Origin of the sequence: Rhizobium chutanense, assembly GCF_002531935.1 — a bacterium.
Classification (GTDB): domain Bacteria; phylum Pseudomonadota; class Alphaproteobacteria; order Rhizobiales; family Rhizobiaceae; genus Rhizobium; species Rhizobium chutanense.
Genome location: NZ_NWSV01000027.1, coordinates 22,661 through 41,199, shown reverse-complemented (window position 1 = coordinate 41,199; position 18,539 = coordinate 22,661). Strand labels below are relative to the sequence as shown.

At 60.8% G+C, this 18,539-nt stretch carries 19 protein-coding genes; 5 read left to right on the top strand and 14 right to left on the bottom strand.

The features are described 5' to 3' along the window. Entirely contained in the window at positions 1-1,497 is a 1,497-nt protein-coding gene (gene cysN / locus CO666_RS27390; RefSeq protein WP_097615167.1) for a sulfate adenylyltransferase subunit CysN, read from the top strand. Between the two features lie 175 nt (positions 1,498-1,672). Next, on the top strand, positions 1,673-3,973 hold the full coding sequence (locus CO666_RS27385; RefSeq protein WP_097615166.1) for a PBP1A family penicillin-binding protein: 2,301 nt from the start codon (positions 1,673-1,675) through the stop codon (positions 3,971-3,973). A 37-nt stretch (positions 3,974-4,010) separates the two neighbouring features. On the opposite strand, the gene CO666_RS27380 is transcribed toward CO666_RS27385, so the two are convergent. Then, entirely contained in the window at positions 4,011-5,048 is a 1,038-nt protein-coding gene (locus tag CO666_RS27380) for a LacI family DNA-binding transcriptional regulator (protein ID WP_097615165.1), read from the bottom strand. A 551-nt stretch (positions 5,049-5,599) separates the two neighbouring features. Between CO666_RS27380 and CO666_RS27375 the strand changes: the two genes are divergently transcribed. The 3 genes from CO666_RS27375 (at position 5,600) to CO666_RS27365 (ending at position 8,233) form a co-directional block, all read left to right on the top strand. Beyond that, positions 5,600-7,105 carry a DegQ family serine endoprotease gene (locus CO666_RS27375; RefSeq protein ID WP_097615164.1) on the top strand — a complete coding sequence of 502 codons (1,506 nt, stop codon included), beginning with the start codon at positions 5,600-5,602 and terminating at the stop codon, positions 7,103-7,105. Positions 7,106-7,389: 284 nt separating this feature from the next. After that, a complete protein-coding gene (locus CO666_RS27370) occupies positions 7,390-7,701 on the top strand; it encodes a hypothetical protein (RefSeq protein ID WP_097615163.1) in 312 nt (103 codons plus the stop codon). A 334-nt stretch (positions 7,702-8,035) separates the two neighbouring features. Next, positions 8,036-8,233: a hypothetical protein gene (locus tag CO666_RS27365; protein WP_097615162.1), complete on the top strand. Its 198-nt coding sequence runs from the start codon at positions 8,036-8,038 to the stop codon at positions 8,231-8,233. 617 nt (positions 8,234-8,850) lie between these two features. Here the strand turns inward: CO666_RS27365 and CO666_RS27360 are convergent. The 13 genes from CO666_RS27360 to CO666_RS27300 all read right to left on the bottom strand — a co-directional run bounded on the left by CO666_RS27360 (position 8,851) and on the right by CO666_RS27300 (position 18,503). Further along, entirely contained in the window at positions 8,851-9,036 is a 186-nt protein-coding gene (locus CO666_RS27360) for a hypothetical protein (RefSeq protein ID WP_097615161.1), read from the bottom strand. 135 nt (positions 9,037-9,171) lie between these two features. Then, positions 9,172-9,519 (bottom strand): DUF1515 family protein, encoded by a 348-nt coding sequence (locus CO666_RS27355; protein WP_097615160.1) that lies wholly within the window; start codon positions 9,517-9,519, stop codon positions 9,172-9,174. 10 nt (positions 9,520-9,529) lie between these two features. Continuing rightward, the gene (locus tag CO666_RS27350) at positions 9,530-11,125 is read right to left on the bottom strand and encodes a hypothetical protein (protein WP_097615159.1); all 1,596 of its coding nucleotides are present in this window, start codon (positions 11,123-11,125) and stop codon (positions 9,530-9,532) included. Next, the gene (locus tag CO666_RS27345; RefSeq protein WP_097615215.1) at positions 11,122-11,349 is read right to left on the bottom strand and encodes a hypothetical protein; all 228 of its coding nucleotides are present in this window, start codon (positions 11,347-11,349) and stop codon (positions 11,122-11,124) included. The genes CO666_RS27350 and CO666_RS27345 overlap by 4 nt, the downstream gene beginning before the upstream one ends. Before the next feature lie 4 nt (positions 11,350-11,353). Continuing rightward, positions 11,354-11,716, bottom strand: a complete 363-nt coding sequence (locus CO666_RS27340; RefSeq protein ID WP_097615158.1) for a hypothetical protein — start codon at positions 11,714-11,716, stop codon at positions 11,354-11,356. Continuing rightward, on the bottom strand, positions 11,716-12,180 hold the full coding sequence (locus tag CO666_RS27335) for a lysozyme (RefSeq protein WP_097615157.1): 465 nt from the start codon (positions 12,178-12,180) through the stop codon (positions 11,716-11,718). The genes CO666_RS27340 and CO666_RS27335 overlap by 1 nt, the downstream gene beginning before the upstream one ends. Further along, complete coding sequence (locus tag CO666_RS27330) at positions 12,155-12,409, bottom strand: DUF7940 domain-containing protein (protein WP_097615156.1); 255 nt, start codon at positions 12,407-12,409, stop codon at positions 12,155-12,157. The genes CO666_RS27335 and CO666_RS27330 overlap by 26 nt, the downstream gene beginning before the upstream one ends. Positions 12,410-12,500: 91 nt before the next feature. Further along, positions 12,501-13,631 (bottom strand): acyltransferase family protein, encoded by a 1,131-nt coding sequence (locus tag CO666_RS27325; protein WP_097615155.1) that lies wholly within the window; start codon positions 13,629-13,631, stop codon positions 12,501-12,503. Positions 13,632-14,346: 715 nt separating this feature from the next. After that, on the bottom strand, positions 14,347-14,601 hold the full coding sequence (locus CO666_RS27320) for a DUF7940 domain-containing protein (RefSeq protein WP_097615154.1): 255 nt from the start codon (positions 14,599-14,601) through the stop codon (positions 14,347-14,349). A gap of 254 nt (positions 14,602-14,855) precedes the next feature. After that, positions 14,856-15,218 (bottom strand): DMT family transporter, encoded by a 363-nt coding sequence (locus CO666_RS27315; RefSeq protein ID WP_097615153.1) that lies wholly within the window; start codon positions 15,216-15,218, stop codon positions 14,856-14,858. A gap of 64 nt (positions 15,219-15,282) precedes the next feature. Beyond that, positions 15,283-16,734 (bottom strand): NAD(P)/FAD-dependent oxidoreductase, encoded by a 1,452-nt coding sequence (locus CO666_RS27310; RefSeq protein WP_097615152.1) that lies wholly within the window; start codon positions 16,732-16,734, stop codon positions 15,283-15,285. 28 nt (positions 16,735-16,762) lie between these two features. Continuing rightward, positions 16,763-17,527, bottom strand: a complete 765-nt coding sequence (locus CO666_RS27305; protein ID WP_097615151.1) for a class I SAM-dependent methyltransferase — start codon at positions 17,525-17,527, stop codon at positions 16,763-16,765. Between the two features lie 34 nt (positions 17,528-17,561). Continuing rightward, positions 17,562-18,503, bottom strand: coding sequence for a glycosyltransferase family 2 protein (locus CO666_RS27300; protein ID WP_179869770.1), 942 nt, complete (start codon positions 18,501-18,503; stop codon positions 17,562-17,564). Positions 18,504-18,539: the final 36 nt, after the last annotated feature.

Here is an 18,539-nt window from a genome sequence, read left to right as displayed (position 1 = left end):
ATGACCGTAGTCCAAACCGCCGTCTCGGCCGCAACCGTCGCCACCCTGCCCGCCGCCGAGCCGCTTAAGGCCCAGCGCGACTCGCGCCCGCTGCGCCTGATCACCTGCGGCAGCGTCGATGACGGCAAATCGACGCTGATCGGCCGCCTGCTCTGGGACACCAAGGCGGTCAAGGAAGACCAGGCCGCCACCCTGCAGCGCGATTCCACCGGCAAGCAGAACGATCTCGGCCTGCCCGATTTCGCGCTCTTGCTCGACGGCCTGCAGGCCGAGCGCGAACAGGGCATCACCATCGATGTCGCCTATCGCTATTTCTCGACCGACAAGCGCTCCTTCATCGTCGCCGACACGCCCGGCCACGAGCAATATACCCGCAACATGGCGACCGGCGCCTCGACCGCCGATCTCGCCATCCTGCTGGTCGATGCACGCTTCGGCATTCTCGAGCAGACGCGCCGGCATGCGACGATCGCTTCGCTGCTCGGGATCAAGCAGTTCGTGCTCGCCGTCAACAAGATCGACCTGACGGGTTATGACCGCGCCGGCTTCGACAAGATCAGCCATGAATTCCGGGAATTTGCCCTGTCGCTCGGCGTCAAGCAGATCACCGCCATTCCGATGTCGGCGCTGAAGGGCGAAAACGTCGTCTATTCCGGCCAGGCCGCCATGCCGTGGTACAGCGGCCCGACGCTGGTGGAGACGCTGGAGCTTGCGACCGTGCGCTCGTCGCAGACGGTCGGCTTCCGCCTGTCGGTCCAGCGCGTCTCGCGTCCGGGGGAAAGCTTCCGCGGCTATCAGGGCACGGTTGCCGGCGGCTCGGTCAAGCCGGGCGACAGTGTCATGATCCTGCCATCGGGCATGGTCGCCAACGTCTCCAAGATCGTCACCTTCGATCTCGTGCGCAACGCCGCGGTTGCCGGCGACGCGATCACGCTGGTGCTCGACCGCCAGGTCGATGTGGCGCGCGGCGACATGATCGTCTCGATCGACGCCCAGCCGCAGGTCGGCCTTGCCTTCGACGCGCAGATCGTCGCCCTGCAGCCCGAGGGCATCGAACCCGGAAAACGCTATTGGCTGAAGAGCGGTTCGCGCCGCCAGCGCGTCCAGGTGCAGCCGCTCAGCCAGCTGGAACTCAAGACCGGCACATGGAACGCCGCCCAGCGGCTCTACATGAACGCGATCGGCAAAGTCCGGCTCGTCTTCGACGAAGCGGCGATCTTCGATCCCTATGAGCAGAACCGGCAGTCCGGCTCCTTCATCCTGATCGATCCGGAGACCAACAACACGGTCGCCGGCGGCATGGTGACGGGCAAGCGCACCGAACTCGGCGGCCTGCACAATGGCGACGCCCGCGTCATCCTCTCGCTGCCGGCCGATCTTGCCGAACAGATCATGGCCAGCGAACTCTTCGCCAGCCGCAGCCACGAGGCCGAGGTGCGGCGCATGACGGCGGCCGAGGCGGCCGACCTCTGGTCGAGCGCTGCCAGCGATATCTGACAGGATCTGGAGGCCAGCAGGACTGGCCTCCAGGACTTGAACGTTGTGAAATGAGCTTCGTGTCTGCTTCCGGCGGCCAGCCGGAAAACTCATCGGAACCGTTTGGCCTTTTGCGGTAGAACACTCGGCATCACCCGGCTATAAAGGTCATGCTGTGGCTTTTTAGCGGTAAACGATGCCCAATTCGCCCGAATCCTCAAGTGAAAGCGTTGGCAGCTCGAGCTCGGGTCGTAATCAGACAGGCGATTCGGCGCCGCAGGCCGCAGCCTCTGATTCGCAAGACATCACCCAAGTCGACGACCCGCAACCGCCACAAGGATCCTTCGGTCAAACCAGACGGGCCGCGAGCAATCTGTTGCGTGCGCTGCGTCACGATCTGCAGGCAAGTTCGGCCTTGGCGAAGACCAGGACAGCCGCTTCGGTTCTCAGGCGCAAGCTGAGGAGGTCGATGCGGCGGGTCGCCACATCAGCGCCAACGCGGTGGATGACCACTGCTCTTTCCAGAGCCGGACGCGGAATTCGCGATCGGCGCAACAATCCCGATGAAAGCAGCCGGCGGCGTCAGCCGCTTCTGGCGGGCTGGCGGAAGTTCGCTCTCGGGTCGGCCTTGCTTGTCTGCCTCCTCATCACCAGCGTGCTGGTGTGGGCACTGAAGGATGTGCCCTGGAGCGAAATCCGCGATGGAACGCTGAAGCCGGTCGTGGTGCTGGAAACCGCCGACGGCGCGCCGCTGGTAAGACAGGGGCCTTATCAAGGGCCATATGCGCGATACGACCAGTTTCCGCCCCATCTGATCGATGCCGTGCTTTCGATTGAGGACCGCCGGTTCATGGACCATTTCGGCGTGGATCCGAGGGGCATCGGCAGGGCGTTTCTGCGGAATTTGAAGGCTGGCTCGGTGGTGGAGGGTGGCAGCACCATCACCCAGCAACTGATCAAGCTGCAATATCTCGACAGCGACCGAACGATAAAACGAAAGATTCAGGAGCTTGTCATCGCCGTCTGGCTGGAGTGGAAGCTCGGCAAGCGGGAAATCCTGACGCGCTATCTCAACAGCGTCTATCTTGGCGCGGGCGCGACCGGCATGCCTGCCGCCGCGCGCATCTATTTCAACAAGGATATCGGCGCCCTCAACCTGCCGGAGTCGGCGATGCTGGCGGGCTTGCTGCGGGCGCCGAGCCAATGGAACCCGATCGACAATTTCGAAGGCGCCCGGCAGCGCACCATGGTCGTTCTCGACGCGATGACGGCCAATGGCAAAATCACCGCGCCACAGGCGGCGGAGGCCAAGACGAGTTTTGCCAGGCTGCACCCGACGACGCCGACGCCGCGCTCCGGGAGCTGGTTTGCAGACTGGATTTCGCCGCAGGCGAGCGAAATTGCCGGCTCCTCGCCAGGATCGACGACGGTGCGCACCACGCTGGTGCCGCAGTTGCAGCAGATCGCCGAGCGCGTCGTGACAGAAGCCCTGGACGGCGAAGGAAAAACCGTCGGAGCATCGCAGGCCGCGCTGGTTGCGATGACGCCGGACGGCGCGGTCGTTGCTATGGTTGGCGGGCGCGACTACAAGGCGAGCCAGTTCAACCGCGCCGTCACCGCCATGCGCCAGCCGGGCTCCACCTTCAAGCTATTCGTCTACTTCGCGGCCTTGAAGGCTGGGCTCACCTTGTCCGACCAGGTGCTGGACGCGCCGATCGACATCGATGGCTGGTCACCGGAAAATTCCGGCGGCAATTATCGCGGTTGGGTCACGCTTGCCGAGGCATTCGCGCGATCGCTCAATGCCGCGTCAGTAACGCTTGCCCAAGAGGTCGGTCTGGACAATGTGATTGCCGCGGCGCGCGAACTCGGCATCGATGCGCCACTGGCGAACACGCCGTCTTTGGCGCTCGGCACCTCCGAAGTCAATCTGCTCAATCTCACCAGCGCCTATGCGTCCGTCCAGCTCGGCAGGGCACCTGTCAAGCCCTGGGGCATCATCGATTTCCAAGCGGCGGGGCAGCCCAATGCCTTCCGCGTCGGCGCCCAATCGAAGCCGAATGTCGATCTCTCGCCTTACCAGTCCGATCTCCTCGGGCTGCTGCAGTTGGTCGTCGAGCGCGGCACTGGACGGGGAGCAGATCCCGGCACCTTTGCGGCCGGCAAGACCGGCACCAGCCAGAACAATCGTGATGCCTGGTTCGTCGGCTTCACGGACGCCCTCGTCGTCGGCGTCTGGGTCGGCAATGATGATGACGCGCCGATGAAGGGGGTGACGGGGGGCGCCCTGCCAGCCCATATGTGGCGGGACTTCGTCCGCGAGGCGACGGTCGAGCCGACGCTGAGCGGCGTGCGATCGAGCCAAGCAGTCGTCGATGGTCAAGGCGCACCGCAGTCCTGCAACATCAGCGCCTGCTCGCGCAGTTACCGATCCTTCCGCCCCTCCGACTGTACCTATCAACCCTATTCCGGCGGCCGGCGGCTTTGCGAAAAGTGAGGTGGTTGCGCGTGCTGGAGCCTTTCCGAGCCCCAGATTACCGCGTCGACCCCCGCGGAATAATGGTGAAGCCCAAATCGGCCTTGTCCTCATCAGGCGGTTCTTCGCGGACGGCGCGCATCAGCATGTCGGCGACGCGATAGCCGATCTCGTAGCGCGGGATGTGCACCGTCGTCAGCGACGGCTCGGTAAAGGCCGAGAATTCCAGATCGTTGAAGCCGCAGATGCCGAGATCCTCCGGCACGCGGATGCCGCGCTCCTTGCATTCGATGAGGACGCCGAGCGCCATTTCGTCGCTCTGGGCAAAGACGGCATCGACATCGGGCACGCGCTGCAACAGCCGGGCAAACAGGTCCCGGCCGAGGCCGGTGCGGCTGGCCGCATCGCCGCCGATGATGAGATCCGGGTCGAAACACCCGGCTTCCCGCATCACGGCCTCGTAACCCTGGATCCGGCGGCGCGAGCGGACATCGGCGCCGCGGCCCATGAAAGCGATCCTCCTATAGCCCCGCGACAACAGGAAACGGGTGGGCCCGGTGCCTGCCGAATAATGATCGAGGCCGACGACCAGCCTTTGCGGCTCCTGGCTGAGATCGGCAATATGGGCGATGGGACAGGCAGCACTTTCGATCAGCGGCAGAAGATCACAATAGGATTCGGCGCCGGCGATGATGACGCCGGCCGGCTTCTGCGTCAGGAAGGATTTCAGCAGGCCCGCCTCGCCCTCCGTGTGACGCAGCGTATTGGAATATTGCACGGTGAATTCGGTGTCGCGAAAGCGATCCTCGATCCCGACCATCAGGTCGGTGAAGCCGGATTGGTGCAAGGCGGGGGTGATGACGCCGACAACGCCGTTGTGGCGGCCGGCCAGCGCCCGGGCGGCAAGATTGGGCATATAGCCCATCTCGTCGACCATGCGCAGGATCACCTCGCGCAGATCTTCCGAGACGATCCCGGGATTGCGGAGGGCGCGCGAAATGGTGATAGGGCTGACGCCCACCTTCTTCGCCACATCGCTCAACTTCACCTGCGCGCCGCGCCTGGCCGTCCGCCCCGGCCCCACTGACTTGTTCATTGTCCCTCAAATGCTGCCCGCGAGACTCACCAACCCTCGATTCGCGGCCCTTCCTTTCTGAAGAAGAAATAATTTAGAGTCTACTAACGTTTTAAATTAGCAACAGAATCTGAGGGTAAACCGGCGGGAAGGGTCGCCGGCTCGTCTGGCAGGACATACGGGCGTGCCGGGCGGGCGGATCACCGCCTTCGGGAATAAGTCCCTTTATTTTCAATGAAGGCCGTCGCGCAGGGCGCGGGGCGAAGCAAAGCCGGCCTGGAATTTCCAACGCGCGGCCGCTGGCGCACACAGCCGTCGGTCCAAAGATTAACTTCCAGTCATGCCTTACAGATCGGCAATATAAACATGATCAATATTTAATTTGTAAATCCGCCGGCCGCGATCATATGAATCCCGAGCGCGAATTCTTCTTTTCGCCCGGTCGCCCAAACGGCGGCGCCGCGATGAGAGCGATTGGCGCCAAACGCCATCCGACGCCAGGTCCAGGGGGAAGCCCGACGCCATCCAAAGCCAACGCTCCCGCAAGGGGCGCCCATCCAAGGACCACCACCATGTCACAGATCCTCCGCAAACACCGCGCCGCAGCCCTGGTCGGGGCCGCCATCCTTGCCGGCGCCGCATGGCTGCCGTTCGGCATCAACGCGTCGAACGCGGTGGCCGCGACCGCCGATGCCGGCGGCGTTCTCGCAGCAAGCGGCTCCTTCGCGTCGATCGTCGACGCCGACAAGCCTGCCGTCGTCACCATCACAACGACTGTGAAGGCGACCGATGTCAGCGCCGGCGAGCAGGATTCGCCGATGGACGAGCAGTTCCGCCAGTTCTTCGAGGATCAGGGCATCCCGCTGCCGCGCCAGGCCCCGAAAAACCGGCCTTCGCAGCAGGCAATGGCGCTCGGCTCCGGCTTCATCATCAGCCCGGACGGGGTGATCGTCACCAACAACCACGTCATCGACAATGCCGTCGACATCAAGGTGACGCTCGACGACGGCACCGAACTGCCGGCCAAGCTGATCGGCACCGACCCGAAATCCGATGTCGCCGTCGTCAAGATCGAGGCGAGTAAACCGCTGCAGACCATCGCCTGGGGCGATTCCGACAAGCTGAAGCTCGGCGACCAGATTCTGGCGATCGGCAACCCCTTCGGCATCGGCACCACGGTGACGGCGGGCATCGTCTCGGCGCGCGGCCGCGACCTGCACAGCGGGCCTTATGACGATTTCATCCAGATCGACGCGCCGATCAACCACGGCAATTCAGGCGGGCCGCTCGTCGACCGCAGCGGCAATGTCGTCGGCATCAATACCGCGATCTATTCGCCGAACGGCGGCAGCGTCGGCGTCGGTTTTGCCATTCCTTCCGACGAAGCCCGGGAGATCGTCGCCAAGCTGCAGAAGGACGGCTCGATCAATCACGGCTATCTCGGCGTGCAGATCCAGCCGGTGACCAAGGATGTCGCCGATGCCGTCGGCCTCGATAGGCCGGGCGGTGCGCTGGTTGCCGCCGTCACCGCCGATACGCCGGCGGCGCACGCCGGCGTGAAGCCGGGCGATATCGTCACATCGGTCGGCGGCGAGACCGTCAAGACCCCGAAGGATCTGTCGCGGCTGGTGGCCGATCTTTCGCCGGGGGCCAAGAAATCCCTCAGCGTCTGGCGCGACGGCAAGACGGTCGACCTCAACGTCACTGTCGGCGGCAATGAGGACGGGCGGAAACAGGCCGCCGCCGAAAGCCCCGACACGCAAGGCCAGAGCAGCGGCCAGCCGAGCCTCGGCATCGGCCTTGCCGACCTGACGCCCGACATGCGCCAGCAGCTCAACCTGCCGCGCGCCGTCAGTGGCGCGGTGGTCGCCAGCGTCAACCCTGATAAGGCGGCCGCTGCCGCCGGCATCCAGCCGGGCGATGTCATCGTCTCGGTCAACGACCGGCCGGTTCACAACACCCGCGACGCCAAGGCCGCAATCACAGAGGCCGGCAAATCGGCCCGCAAATCGGTGCTGCTGCTCGTCGAACGCGACGGTAACAAAACCTTCGTTGCCGTACCCTTTGCCGCGGCCTAGATGGCCGCGTGTGGCAGCAAAACCTTCGTAGCCGTGCCATTTGCCGCGACCTAGATGGCCGCGCGTGGCAGCAAAACCTTCGTCGCCGTACCGTTTGCCGCGGCCTGACCATCGCCTGAACGCCTCGCATAGCGAAAAGCCTGCTTGGAGCGGGCTTTTCGCATTTCCACCTGAGCGCACGTCATCGCCGGCCGCCATTGATAACCCCGTGGCGGGCTCCATTTTAGAGGCAGGAGATGGGCCTCTTGTGGTTCAGCGACGCACCGACAGGGGGAGAAACGCCTATGGTTTCCACACGATACCGCCGGAAAGACCTGAAGCTTGCCCGTTGCCACATCGTGAAGGCCGCGCACCGCATTGCCGATCAGGAAATGATGATCAGAGCACTGGAGCTCAAAGGCAGCCCCGCCGGACCGGCTTACGCGCTGCTGGACAGGCTCTACGACAATCAACGACGCAAACTCGACCGCCTGAAGCTGATCGAAGCGATGCTGTGCGAAAGCATTGTTTTCCCCGGGCTCCGCCCGCCCAGCCTTCCGCCCGTCAAGACCAGACCCCATCTGCGCCTGGTCTCTCCGCCGGATCACCTGCCGTGACCCGGATCGAGCAGGCCGTGGTTTAAGCCGCAGCCTTCAGACTTGCCGCACCGGCTCCCCCTTCGCAAGGCGGCCGTTCTTCACATCGCATCGTCCAAAAGCCGGCCCCCGCATCGGCTTGCGATGCCACGATGCAACATCGGCGGGCGAATTAACCCTACTGGCTTACCTTAATATCAGCATGCGCTTGAATACATCGGTCTCTCTGCCATGCTGTCATCAGGGCAATATTTCTGGTTCCTGAAGCAGCTCGCCGGAACCCCCGATCCGCCTCCAGGCGGAGAGGCCGGCTTCCGGGCATCGGGATCGAGCAAGATCAAATGGAGGGTATGCCGTGAACAACGTGTTGGAATTTCGTGCAAAATGCCCGCAGGCCGAAAGCCTGTCCGACTGCCGGGAAGCAATTGAATCGGCCGTCCTGAAAATCGTCAGCGACGCGGTCTGCAAGGGATATCAGCCGGCGGAAGCAGCCATGATGGTTGCCGATATCGCCGACGACTACATTCTCATGCTGTCGCGGCAGGGGCGTTAGAGCTGATGCCGGAAATGTGTGTACGGCGTTCGCAGGAGATCATGCGCCAACGCTTCCATCGAGCGGGATGATTTTACGCCGGGTCGGCTTAAAATCATCCCGCTCTCACCGGCTTTCCGCGCGCGCCACGTCGCGCGCCGCGGCCAATCTCTTCGGCCGTCGGCTGAGCAAAACGCTTGCCTCGGCGCAGATGGTAGTGGACCGCACAGCAACTGCAGGGGTAACAGCATCGGCACAGGAGACAAGGCCTGCTGCACGGTCCGTCGGCCACAACGTCGGTACTTGGCGGAAGTTCCCGCGGATTTCGGGCTGAAAATGCGCCGGCGCTCGGCGCATCTGCCGGGGAAACAAGCACCAATTGTTCCCGTTATATTCCAATCGTTAGACTGGTATGCTCCGGCGCCGGGGAGAAAAACAGAACGCCATCCCATTGCCGAGAAAACCCCGCCGGAGCGGGGTTTTTGCTGGCAGGAGCGGCGTAAGCAGGACCATCGGTCACCTCGTAAGCCCGGCAACGGCATTTTTCGCCCCGCCGCCTTCGCGGACTTGCTCTGTCCGCTCAATCTTTGAATCATCGCCGTAACGCCGCGTGAATGGTCACGGAAACGCCACCGCTGCTAACGCCACCGCGGCTGACGCGGCGGAGCGTTTGCCCGGATCTCATGGAGCGGCGCGTGGGACCCGAGAAGCTTCTTCAGCTTCTTCGCCTCCGCCGGACCGATGCCGAACTTGCGGCAATGCTCCGCAACATCATGCTCCCGCGGACCGGGAATGCGAACCTGGCGATCGTTCATGCTCTTCATGACCGTTTCCTCCTGAGAGGAAAACCAGCTGGGTGGCCATTTGTTCGTTAGAGAAACCTAAAATTTAGGAGGCCCGAAGCAGGCAGGAAGCAAAATCCCGCGGCACCTGCGATTGTCAATGCCGGTAAAAGCTCTTCACCGGTGCAGGTACTTCATCACCTGGTCGAACACGCCGGCGAGGCTGACGCCCAGTGCCGTGCCGCCGACCCCGACGATCCCGAGAGCGCCAAGCCCCATCAATTTCCATCTGCGCACGTCGTCGGTGACCGGCCGCATTTCCGCGATATCCTCCTGCACGGCGGAAACGGTGCCTTCGACCTTGGCGACCCGGTCGACGAGGAGATCCAGCCGGCCATGCATCTGCGATCGGCTGTTGTCGGATTTGATCTCCGACTGCCGAAAGGCATCCCGGAGATTGCGGACCTCGGCGAGGAGTTCCCCCATCTGCTGGTGCAGGCGCGGGTCGAAATCGGATGTATTCATGCTGATGCCTCTAAATAACGGGATAAAATTTTGATTTATGGGCCTGTGGCCAGCGCGCGAAACAATCCATGATGCCGTAGAGGGCGAGATGCGTGCCGTCCTCTGTCACCCGTCCGAAAACCGCGGCGCCGTCGGGCAAGGTCATGTTGCCTTGCAGGACGATGTCATATAGGCCGCCTCCATCCGGAGCACAGGTGAGCACGATCTGCGTGGTGTAGGTGGTGCCTGGCACGGTCTCGAAATTGACCCTGGCGCCGGGAAGGATCGGCTGCGTAACCTTGGCCGCGGCGGAACTCGTCGTCGCGCCGGAGACATTGCCGATCGGAAAGCTTTCGGCACCCTTGAACTTTCCATGGTTCGCGGGATCCATCGTGAACGCATAAGCGTCGATATAGTCGGCGAAACGGCCGCCGCCTCCCGCGCGCAGCGCGTCGTTGACGGTGTCGAGGTTCGTGCTCCATGGCGAACCGATCGTTTGCCCTGCGACGGTCTGGAAGTTGAGGCTCGTGCCAACGCCGGTGCGCCCCGGCATCGGAACCGCGAGCATCTTGGTGCCGGGATAGCGGCCGAGAAATCGCGTGGAGGTCAAGGAGTAGATGGCGTTCTGCCAGGTCGACAGGGTCGCGCTGTTGTCGTTCGACCCATCCTCGATGGCGGCGATCCCGGTCCAGCAGTTCTTGCCGCCATTCAGCGTTTTCACCTCGTCGATGATTGCCCATCGCCGTGTCGCGATCGTGGCGCCGGAGCCCGCCAGCTCGTTCGCGGCCTTCGAGCCGGGCACGCCCATGATCAGGCCGACGAGCCTGCCCTGCTTCGGATCGGGCTCATCCAGCCATCGACGCCATAGGCCAAGGTTCCTGCGAGCGTCCGCGGAAGCTGCTATCTCCTGGCGCTCGACAAGGCTGTCATTGAGGATGATCGGTATCGGCCGGCCATCCCAGCCGAGCCCCACCATCAGATCGGGGCCATAGAGCAGGAGCTGGCTGTTGCTGGCATTGCCGACCGTATTATAGAACTGGTCGAGCGCGGCGGTATTCGGCGCGTCCGCGTCCATCAAAGCCTGCAGGGCTGTCCAGTCCGCCGCTCCCCACATCTTCTCATTGCGATGTTTCTGGATGCGGTAGTTACCGATGTAGGACTGGCCTTCGGCGATCAGCAGCTTCGGACGCAGATAAAAGATCGAGTCCTTCGGCAGCGTGATATTCGCCGTAGCCCATGTTCCCTGGTTCTGCGCGGGCATATTGAAGCTTGCGCTGCCGGCGAAGTCGAAGGGAACCCAGGTGATGCGGTCGGTCGAGATGTCGCAGCCGATATCGAACGCCGCCGTCGGATAGACAATCTCCTGCGGAGCGTTGCCGCCCTCCGTGCAGGCCCAGCCTGAAAAGTGGAACCGCGGCGAGGTGATGTCCCACGGCCCATTCGCCATAGCGAGAATTCCGCCGACCGCGCCGAGCCCGGCGCCAGCCGCCATCACGAAGCCGGCCGGCCAGCGCCATCCCATCGAGAAGGGCATATAGCGGTTCGGGTCCGGCACCCAATCCGGATGGCCATCGGCCATGGCGATCGCGAATGAAGAACCGAGTCCCATACCGAGTGCAAGCGTCATCGGCGCGCTCCATAGCTGCTGGTGAGGTCGTCATAAAATTGCACGCTGCGCCCCTGGCGGGCATTGGCGCGGTCGAGTGCCTGGCGCTCGCGGGCGAGGATGGCGATGACAGGCTCGCCTTCGAGCACGGGCGCATGCGCTTCCTGCCGGCGCAGATCCTCGGGCAAGGGCGGCAAAATGATGCCGGCCGCCGCCTGCCCCTTGATGACAGAGGCCCTGTTCAGCCGCTCAGTGGCGGAGCAGCCACTGGCGATCAGCAGCACTGACAGCGCAAGCGCGGTTCTTTTCCGAAAGCTGACGTTCATAGGATTGGATCTCGGTTTCGAGTGTGTCTCTGGCCACCTGCTCGGCGGCCTCCGCGGCCAGAAGGCGCTTGCGGTTCTCTTCGGTGGCGAGCGAGGCCGCATTGCGCTGACGTTCCATCTCGGCCGCCCGCGCCTCGGCCGCCGCCTTCTCGGCCAGCGTGATATAGCCGGCGCGCGCCTCCCGGGCCGCCGAGGGATAGCCGATCGCAACGGCATAGAGGTGATAGAGCACCAGCCCGGCAGCGATGCCGGCGCCGAGCTTGAGGGTGTCGAGAACGGAGAACATCAGATGCCCTCCAGGCAGAATTGCCGCTCTTTCTGCCGGCGCCGGGTCAGCCCCGGAAAGACGATGCCGGCCGCACGGTTCCACTTCAACAGCGCCTCGCAGCCCTCGGCCGTTCTGCCCTGGTTGATCAGCCTGACCGCGCTCGAGCCGCAGGCCGCCTTGACGCCGACATTATAGGCAAACGAGGTCAGCGCCACGAAGCGCGCATCCGGCAGCGGCACGCGCACGCAGCTCTCCACACCGCGCGCATAGGTGTTGAGCTCCAGCGCCAACAGCGCCTTGCATTCCTCCACCGTCTTGCGGTCGCCGGGTTTGACGCCATTGGTGCTGCCATAGCAGATCGTCCACGGCTGCCCCCGTGTGGCCGGATCCGGATAGGCATTCTGCCGCAATCCCTCGAACGAGCCGACCAGCGCCACAGCCATGGCCGCGGCGGCACTACCCTTCTGCAGGCGGTTTGCCATTCAATTCTCCTGAGATTGTCTGCTGAACGAAGATGCGGGCGACGATCGCCGCAACGGCCAAGAGGCCTGTGATCACCGACATGGCGAGCTGGATGCAGAGATTGCGCGACACCCAGGTCGCGGCGACGAAGGTGTAGACGGGCTCGAGGACGATGCAGAGCAGCGCGAGCGCCATCAGACGGACGGACCAGGCGTGCTTCAGCACTGCGCGCCAGTTGGGGACGAGCATGGGGTGGGATCGTGGATGCAGAAAAACACCCTGCTCGGGGAACAGGGCGACCTCTTTGGGTTATTCAGCAACCCAACAGCGTCAAGGGACGCTATGTAGCAACCGGATAAATCCGATCTCGGAGTCTGAATATGGGCTGCTCGATGTATTTGTAGGACAATGCGGCTAACAGCAGCGTTATTAGCGTGAAGGTCCAAAACACAGTGAAACCATGCAATTCACGCTTCATGCCAAAATATGGCTCCAGCCAACGCGGTGTCACGATGAAATAGAAGGAGTAGTTCACGACTTGGTGATAGACATAGGCACCGTAACTACGCTTGCCTATAAAAACTAGAACAGGATTTTCCATCACCTTCGCTGCGGTTTGCGCCCTGCCAACAGCCCAGAAAAATATCAGCGATGCGGCGATCATATAAACTGGCACGTCGTCAAAACTACTCCGAAATATGAGTGCACCTTCGCTCGTCGCTGTCAGTGACAAGAGGCAGAGCGCGGAGATGCCAGCCACCATTATAGCAGAGAAACGGCGCGACACTGCGGGCGTAGCCCGGGCTGTTGAGGTGATTATAGCGACCGATGCGCCGGCAGCCAGTGAATCCAGATTTCCGAGTGTGACTAAGACATTCGCCTGTCCAAGATCGGCCCACCAGGCGAAAGCGCGCCATCCGATCGCCAGGGGAAACGCCGCCAGTAGAGAAAGCTTCCACGCATTCGGGCGAAGAAAGATGACTATGGGCGCCCAGAACAAATAAAACTGCTCTTCAACCGCAAGCGACCACCACGGGGCGGCTGGTCCATAAGTTCCGATATCGCTTCTAAGAAACACATTTGAGAGATTCTGCACGAAGAAGACGTGATAAATTACGTCTTCCCGCACAGCGTCATTCAGTCCCAGGCAAATAACAAATACGAGCGCGAGGTAATAGATAGGCTGAATGCGGAAAAATCGGCGGCCATAGAAGCCCTTGAGAAGCTGGAACCCTGCAATCTCACCCCTTTGGCGTGCTAAGTCGACTAGTATTCTCGTTATCAAGAAACCACTGATCACGAAGAATATCAGGAGCCCGCCACGCCCCAAGTTGACGAATTTGTAAAGATGGGGAAGAGGCAACCAATGAGCTATCAGCACCAAAAGTAGCGAGATTGCTCTAAGCCCATCTAAGCCGCGTATGCGGTTGCGCGCCTGTCTTCCGATCTCGCGATGTGTAAGAGCATCCAACGTCCAATCCCTCCGTCTCTCGGCGGAATAGCGCAATCCTGCGTGGATTGAAAGCGCTGGCAAACGTTATAGCGTTGTATTGCGGTGCTTCACGATAGCCAGTTGACATTACTTACTGCCTCCTGGCCGTCTTCGTATCGGCTGCAGCTTCGATCGTGAGGCGCTTGGCCTCGACTTGCGAACCACCCAGGCGGCAAGGCTTACCCGATCGCATTGGCGACATCCGTCGAATCTCGGCTACAAGCAGCGGATAATCCTCGTCGACAGGTGCGACTGCTTTCAGAAACGCGCGGGCCTAAAGGGCCTTCTACGCAAAAATCAACGCTTGGCCGGTGCCAAGCGTGATGTATTCCAACCGTTCGCCCGCAGCCGCTGCGTCAATGCAGCCTTAATTGAGGCCTTGATCCCCATCGTCAAACGAAAGGCCTGAGGACACGCCAAATGCATCGCGGACGATAACGCGCGGATGCGTATCGTCGACGATCTTGAATCCGTAGGGGAACATCCGTCATACAGTTGCCATGGTAAGGGCCCGGCGGTGCTCACTTCGTTCGAAACGGTCATAATTGCCTCATCAACAGAAAAAGGCGGCCCCGAAGAACCGCTTTTGTTTTCGTTTTCTAAGTTCGTTACCATCTATTGAATGAGAGAGCGGCTCAAGCAGAGTGCAAAGCTTCGCGCCATTGGTGCTGCCACAGCCATGGCCGCGGCGGCGCTACCCTTCTGCAGGCGGTTTGCCATTCAGTTCTCCCGAGATTTTCTGCTGAACGAAGATGCGGGCGACGATCGCCGCCGCGGCGAAAAGCCCCGTTGCCGCCGACATGGCGAGCTGAATGTAGAGGTCGCGCGACACCCAAGTTGCGGCGACGAAATTGATGACGGGCTCAAGCACGATGAAGAGCAGCGCCAGCACCATCAGGCGGACGGACCAGGCGTGCCGCAGCACAGTGCGCCAGTTGTGGACGAGCATGGGGTGGGCTCCGGAATGTGTGAGGATGTGAAAAAACGCCCGCCTCCTGGTGGAGACGAGTGCGAATTGAGATGACAACGATGTGGGTTGGTGCCCAGTTCAACGTTAAAGGACACTAGATTAGCTCAGAGAGGCAAGGCCATTCGGAGCTGAACTCCTTCTCTGTATCCAACTCTCCAGTTTCGTTAAAACACCTTATAGTATCACGAAACCGGCAGCAGCACGCCACAGCGGGTCACCTTTGGATTGCACATCTAACGCGTGCCAGCAATAATTCCCATGAAGATCAATAGAATAGCAAAAAGCCGCGTCGCTGTTACCGGCTCGCCAAAGAAGATCATGCCTCCAACCGTCACAGAAGCAAACATCACACCGATGAAGATCGGATAGGCCAATGACAGTTCGTAGCGTTCGAGCACGGCGAACCACGCAATCGACGCGATAAGTGTCATCGCATAGGATGAAAGAATAAGTGGATCACTCAAGTAGCGAATGACCCTTGTCAGCAGGGTGGCAGAGCCAACCTGCTCGGCTAGCACTCCGACGCGCCATTTGGTCATGAATTGGCTGTACAGCGTAAGGACGACGGTCGGCAAAATCGCCAGAAGCAACTTCATGGCGTTGCGCTCCGGTCGTAAATACTATGAGGGACAGGCTGCCACGCGCTCAAGACTTCGTTGATCATGGAATGGCATGGCCATAGCGGTACATGTCAAGCATCTCAGGCGGTATGCCCCAGTCCTTGGCGCCGATTTGATCGTGCAAACGTTCCACGGCGTCGCGCATATTTGCCGCGATCTGGTCCGGCATGCGGCTCGTCGCGGGCGAAAATCCGTGCTGGTAGGCAGCGCTCATCTGGTGGCGGACCGCTTTCGCGACAGCTTCATCCCGCGTCATTGTGCGCAGTGGCTTACGACTAGGTGCAAAAAGCGCGTAACGCTCGTCTACGGCTTCGCCGTGCAACATGTTGGCCATCACCTCGGAGATCAAAGGAGCGAGATGGAAACCGTCTCGCTTTGTTCCTGTGGCAGCGAAAAGATTGTCGATCGACGTCTTGCCGAGCAGCGGGTAGGTGTCCTGGCTGTTAGGTCGCGCGCCGACGTTCACACGGATCAGGTCGGCCCGGTAGTAATTGCTGTTAATCTGCTTTATGGCCCCGTTGAGCAGGCCTTCGATGCTCGTCAGGCGACCATGCGTATGGAGTTGCGGTGCAATAAAGTTACTGGCCCCGACGAGCACATGATCGTTCGGCTCGTTTGGCCCTTGGAAATAGGGCGCAGCATACAAGCCACAGGCCAGACCGCGGTTAGGGGTGCGGATGACATGGGAGAGTGCGTCGTCCGGGCTGCGGATTTCTATCGATGTGCCGATGCCATAGAAGATGCGCTGGATCAGGTCCCGCAACCCGCTGCGATCGAGGACGTCCCACGCCGTTGCGCCGGTGGCCAGGACAAACTGGTCGCCCTCAACCTGGTTGCCAGACATCAGAGTGGCATGAGTGATCGCTCCATCCGCATGGCTGAAACGATCCACACCTTCGTCGATAAAGCGCACATTCGGCGCTCGGCGCAGCGCACCCTCCATCTTCTCCAGCATGATGCGCGGATTGAACCAACCCTCGTTGTGAATAAAGAGGGCGCGGCTCGCGCGGTAACGCTGGTGCGGCTTATAGTGGGGAATGTCTTTCGGCGAAATAACGTCGTGCTGCTCATTGAAATCGACCAGCGCGGTGAGAATGGCATCGAAATTAAGGTCATCGAGATCGTCGGCGGCATTATTGTTGACGACGTAAGTGCCTGATTTAAAGCATCCGCCGCCCGCGCATCCCTGGCAGGCAGAGCAACCAGAAGGAAGTCTGTCGCCTGCCGCGTCGATAAGCGCCTGCTCGAAGGCTGGCCAGAGGCGCGTCGCCCGATGACTCATCTCAAATCGAAAGAGATCGATATCGGTATCCAGGCCGCCATGCTCGATTTCCGCGAAGGAATTGAGCATGGCCGCCGCGGCAAGCGTCGCGGATCCCGGGCGCTGCGGTGGGCCAACTACAACGATCTCATCCGAAGCGTTTGCGCGCCGCAGCAAGCCGAAAGCGATCGACAATCCCACAACGCCGTTTCCCAGCACCACCCGTCTCATGTAAACTCCAAGCGATCGTAAATACGAGTTAGATCTTCTTCAGATAACACAGCCCAGGATAGGTGGGGCATCGGTGCAGACTATGGCCGTATCTGCCGATGATGTTCTCTGCATAAACGCGTCCTTCAGCCGGAATGACATTTCTGGTCAACTGCCAAAACGCAGTAATGCCTCCCGGCACCATCCGCTGCCAAACAGCCTCGAAGGCCTCGAGCGACGGTTGATAAGAATTCACATCGAAAAAAGCGAGCGCCACAAATTCATGGGGATTTTCCGAGAAATATTGCGGGATAGTCTCGCAGCAGTCCCCCTTAATCACCTTGTGCTTGCCGAAATTGTTTCCCATGGCGTTGGATTGTTCATGCAGCTTCAGCAATTCAGCGAGATATGCGGCATACTCCTCGCCTCCAACGCCGTAGGTGCCGTCGCGATGCAGGTCCGACGGAGTATCCTTGTCGGAGAAGCCGACATAGCCCTCAAACGTGTCGAAACAGGCAATCCGACGGTTGAGATGCAGAGGCTCGTAAATGGCCCGGAGGTTCTCGCACAACACAGCCGTCTGGCCGCGCCACGTGCCAATGTCAAATACGGAGCCGGGAATATCGACGATCTGTACATAAATATCCCGGATCGCCAGAATACGCGCCAGCAATGAACCACGCAGGAAAAGACCGGGCGAGCGCTCTTTTTCCTCCGGCGTTGCGGGATAGGTCTTCTGCAATTCGAATATCTTCTGCCTGGCGTCGATGCTGGTGGAAGGTGAATAGCTGATGGTGGTGGATTCGTGCGACATGTCTATCTCTGATTCTTGGGTAAGCAGTTGATATCTATCCCCAAAATCTGTCCTTGATAATGTAGAGCGGACGATTTTGAACTTCCTTGAAGATTTTCCCAACGTAAAAGCCGACAACCCCCAAGCAGATCAGCTGAACACCAAAAGCAAACAGGCCGATCGCAGCAAGAGACGTGAAGCCGGGTTCGATGTTGGTCAAAAACAGGCGCATCATCACAAGTAGCACGCCCATCACTGCACCAAATGCGCTAAGGAGCAGTCCCAGCGACATCATGATGATCAGTGGGCGCTCGGAAAAATACAGCAGCCCATCAAGCCCCAGGCGCAGCCGCGACCAGAAATTATAGGACGACCTGCCCTTCAGTCTCTCCCGGTGGGCGATGCGCGTGTAACGCGGCGAGAAGCCCAGCCACTGGTCAAGACCTTGAGGAAACCGCGTTTTTTCTGTCAGGCAATTATAAGCATTGACGTATCGGCGGCTCAGCACACGCAGGGGAGACGTGTTCTGCGGCGAATCGAGACCAGTCATGATTCGAAAGAAACTATAATAGAGCCGAGCGGTCATGCGATTGATCAGCGGGCTTTCGCGCTGCTCGTACTGTCCGATCACTATGTCCGCCTTCGTCGCCGCCATATGCTCGAGCAATGTTGGAATTTGGTCCGGATGATCCTGCATGTCGACATTCATTCGGATGACGACATCGCCCGTCGCCTCACGAAATCCGCAAGCGATAGCGATGTGCTGGCCAAAATTCCTGGACAGATCGATGATCCTGACAAAATCGAACTCGGTCCGCAACGGGAGCAGCAACTCAAGGCTGTTGTCCCGGCTACCGTCATTAACGAAAATCAGCTCCAGTATCGCCCCAAGATCCTCGCGGCCTGTAAATGCACGCATGACCCGCTGAACCTCCACACACAGGTCACCGGCCAAACTGCCATCGCCATAGATGGGCACCACGATCGAGTAATTCACAGTTTGCATCCGAAATATGCGGAGCCAACCCGCCCA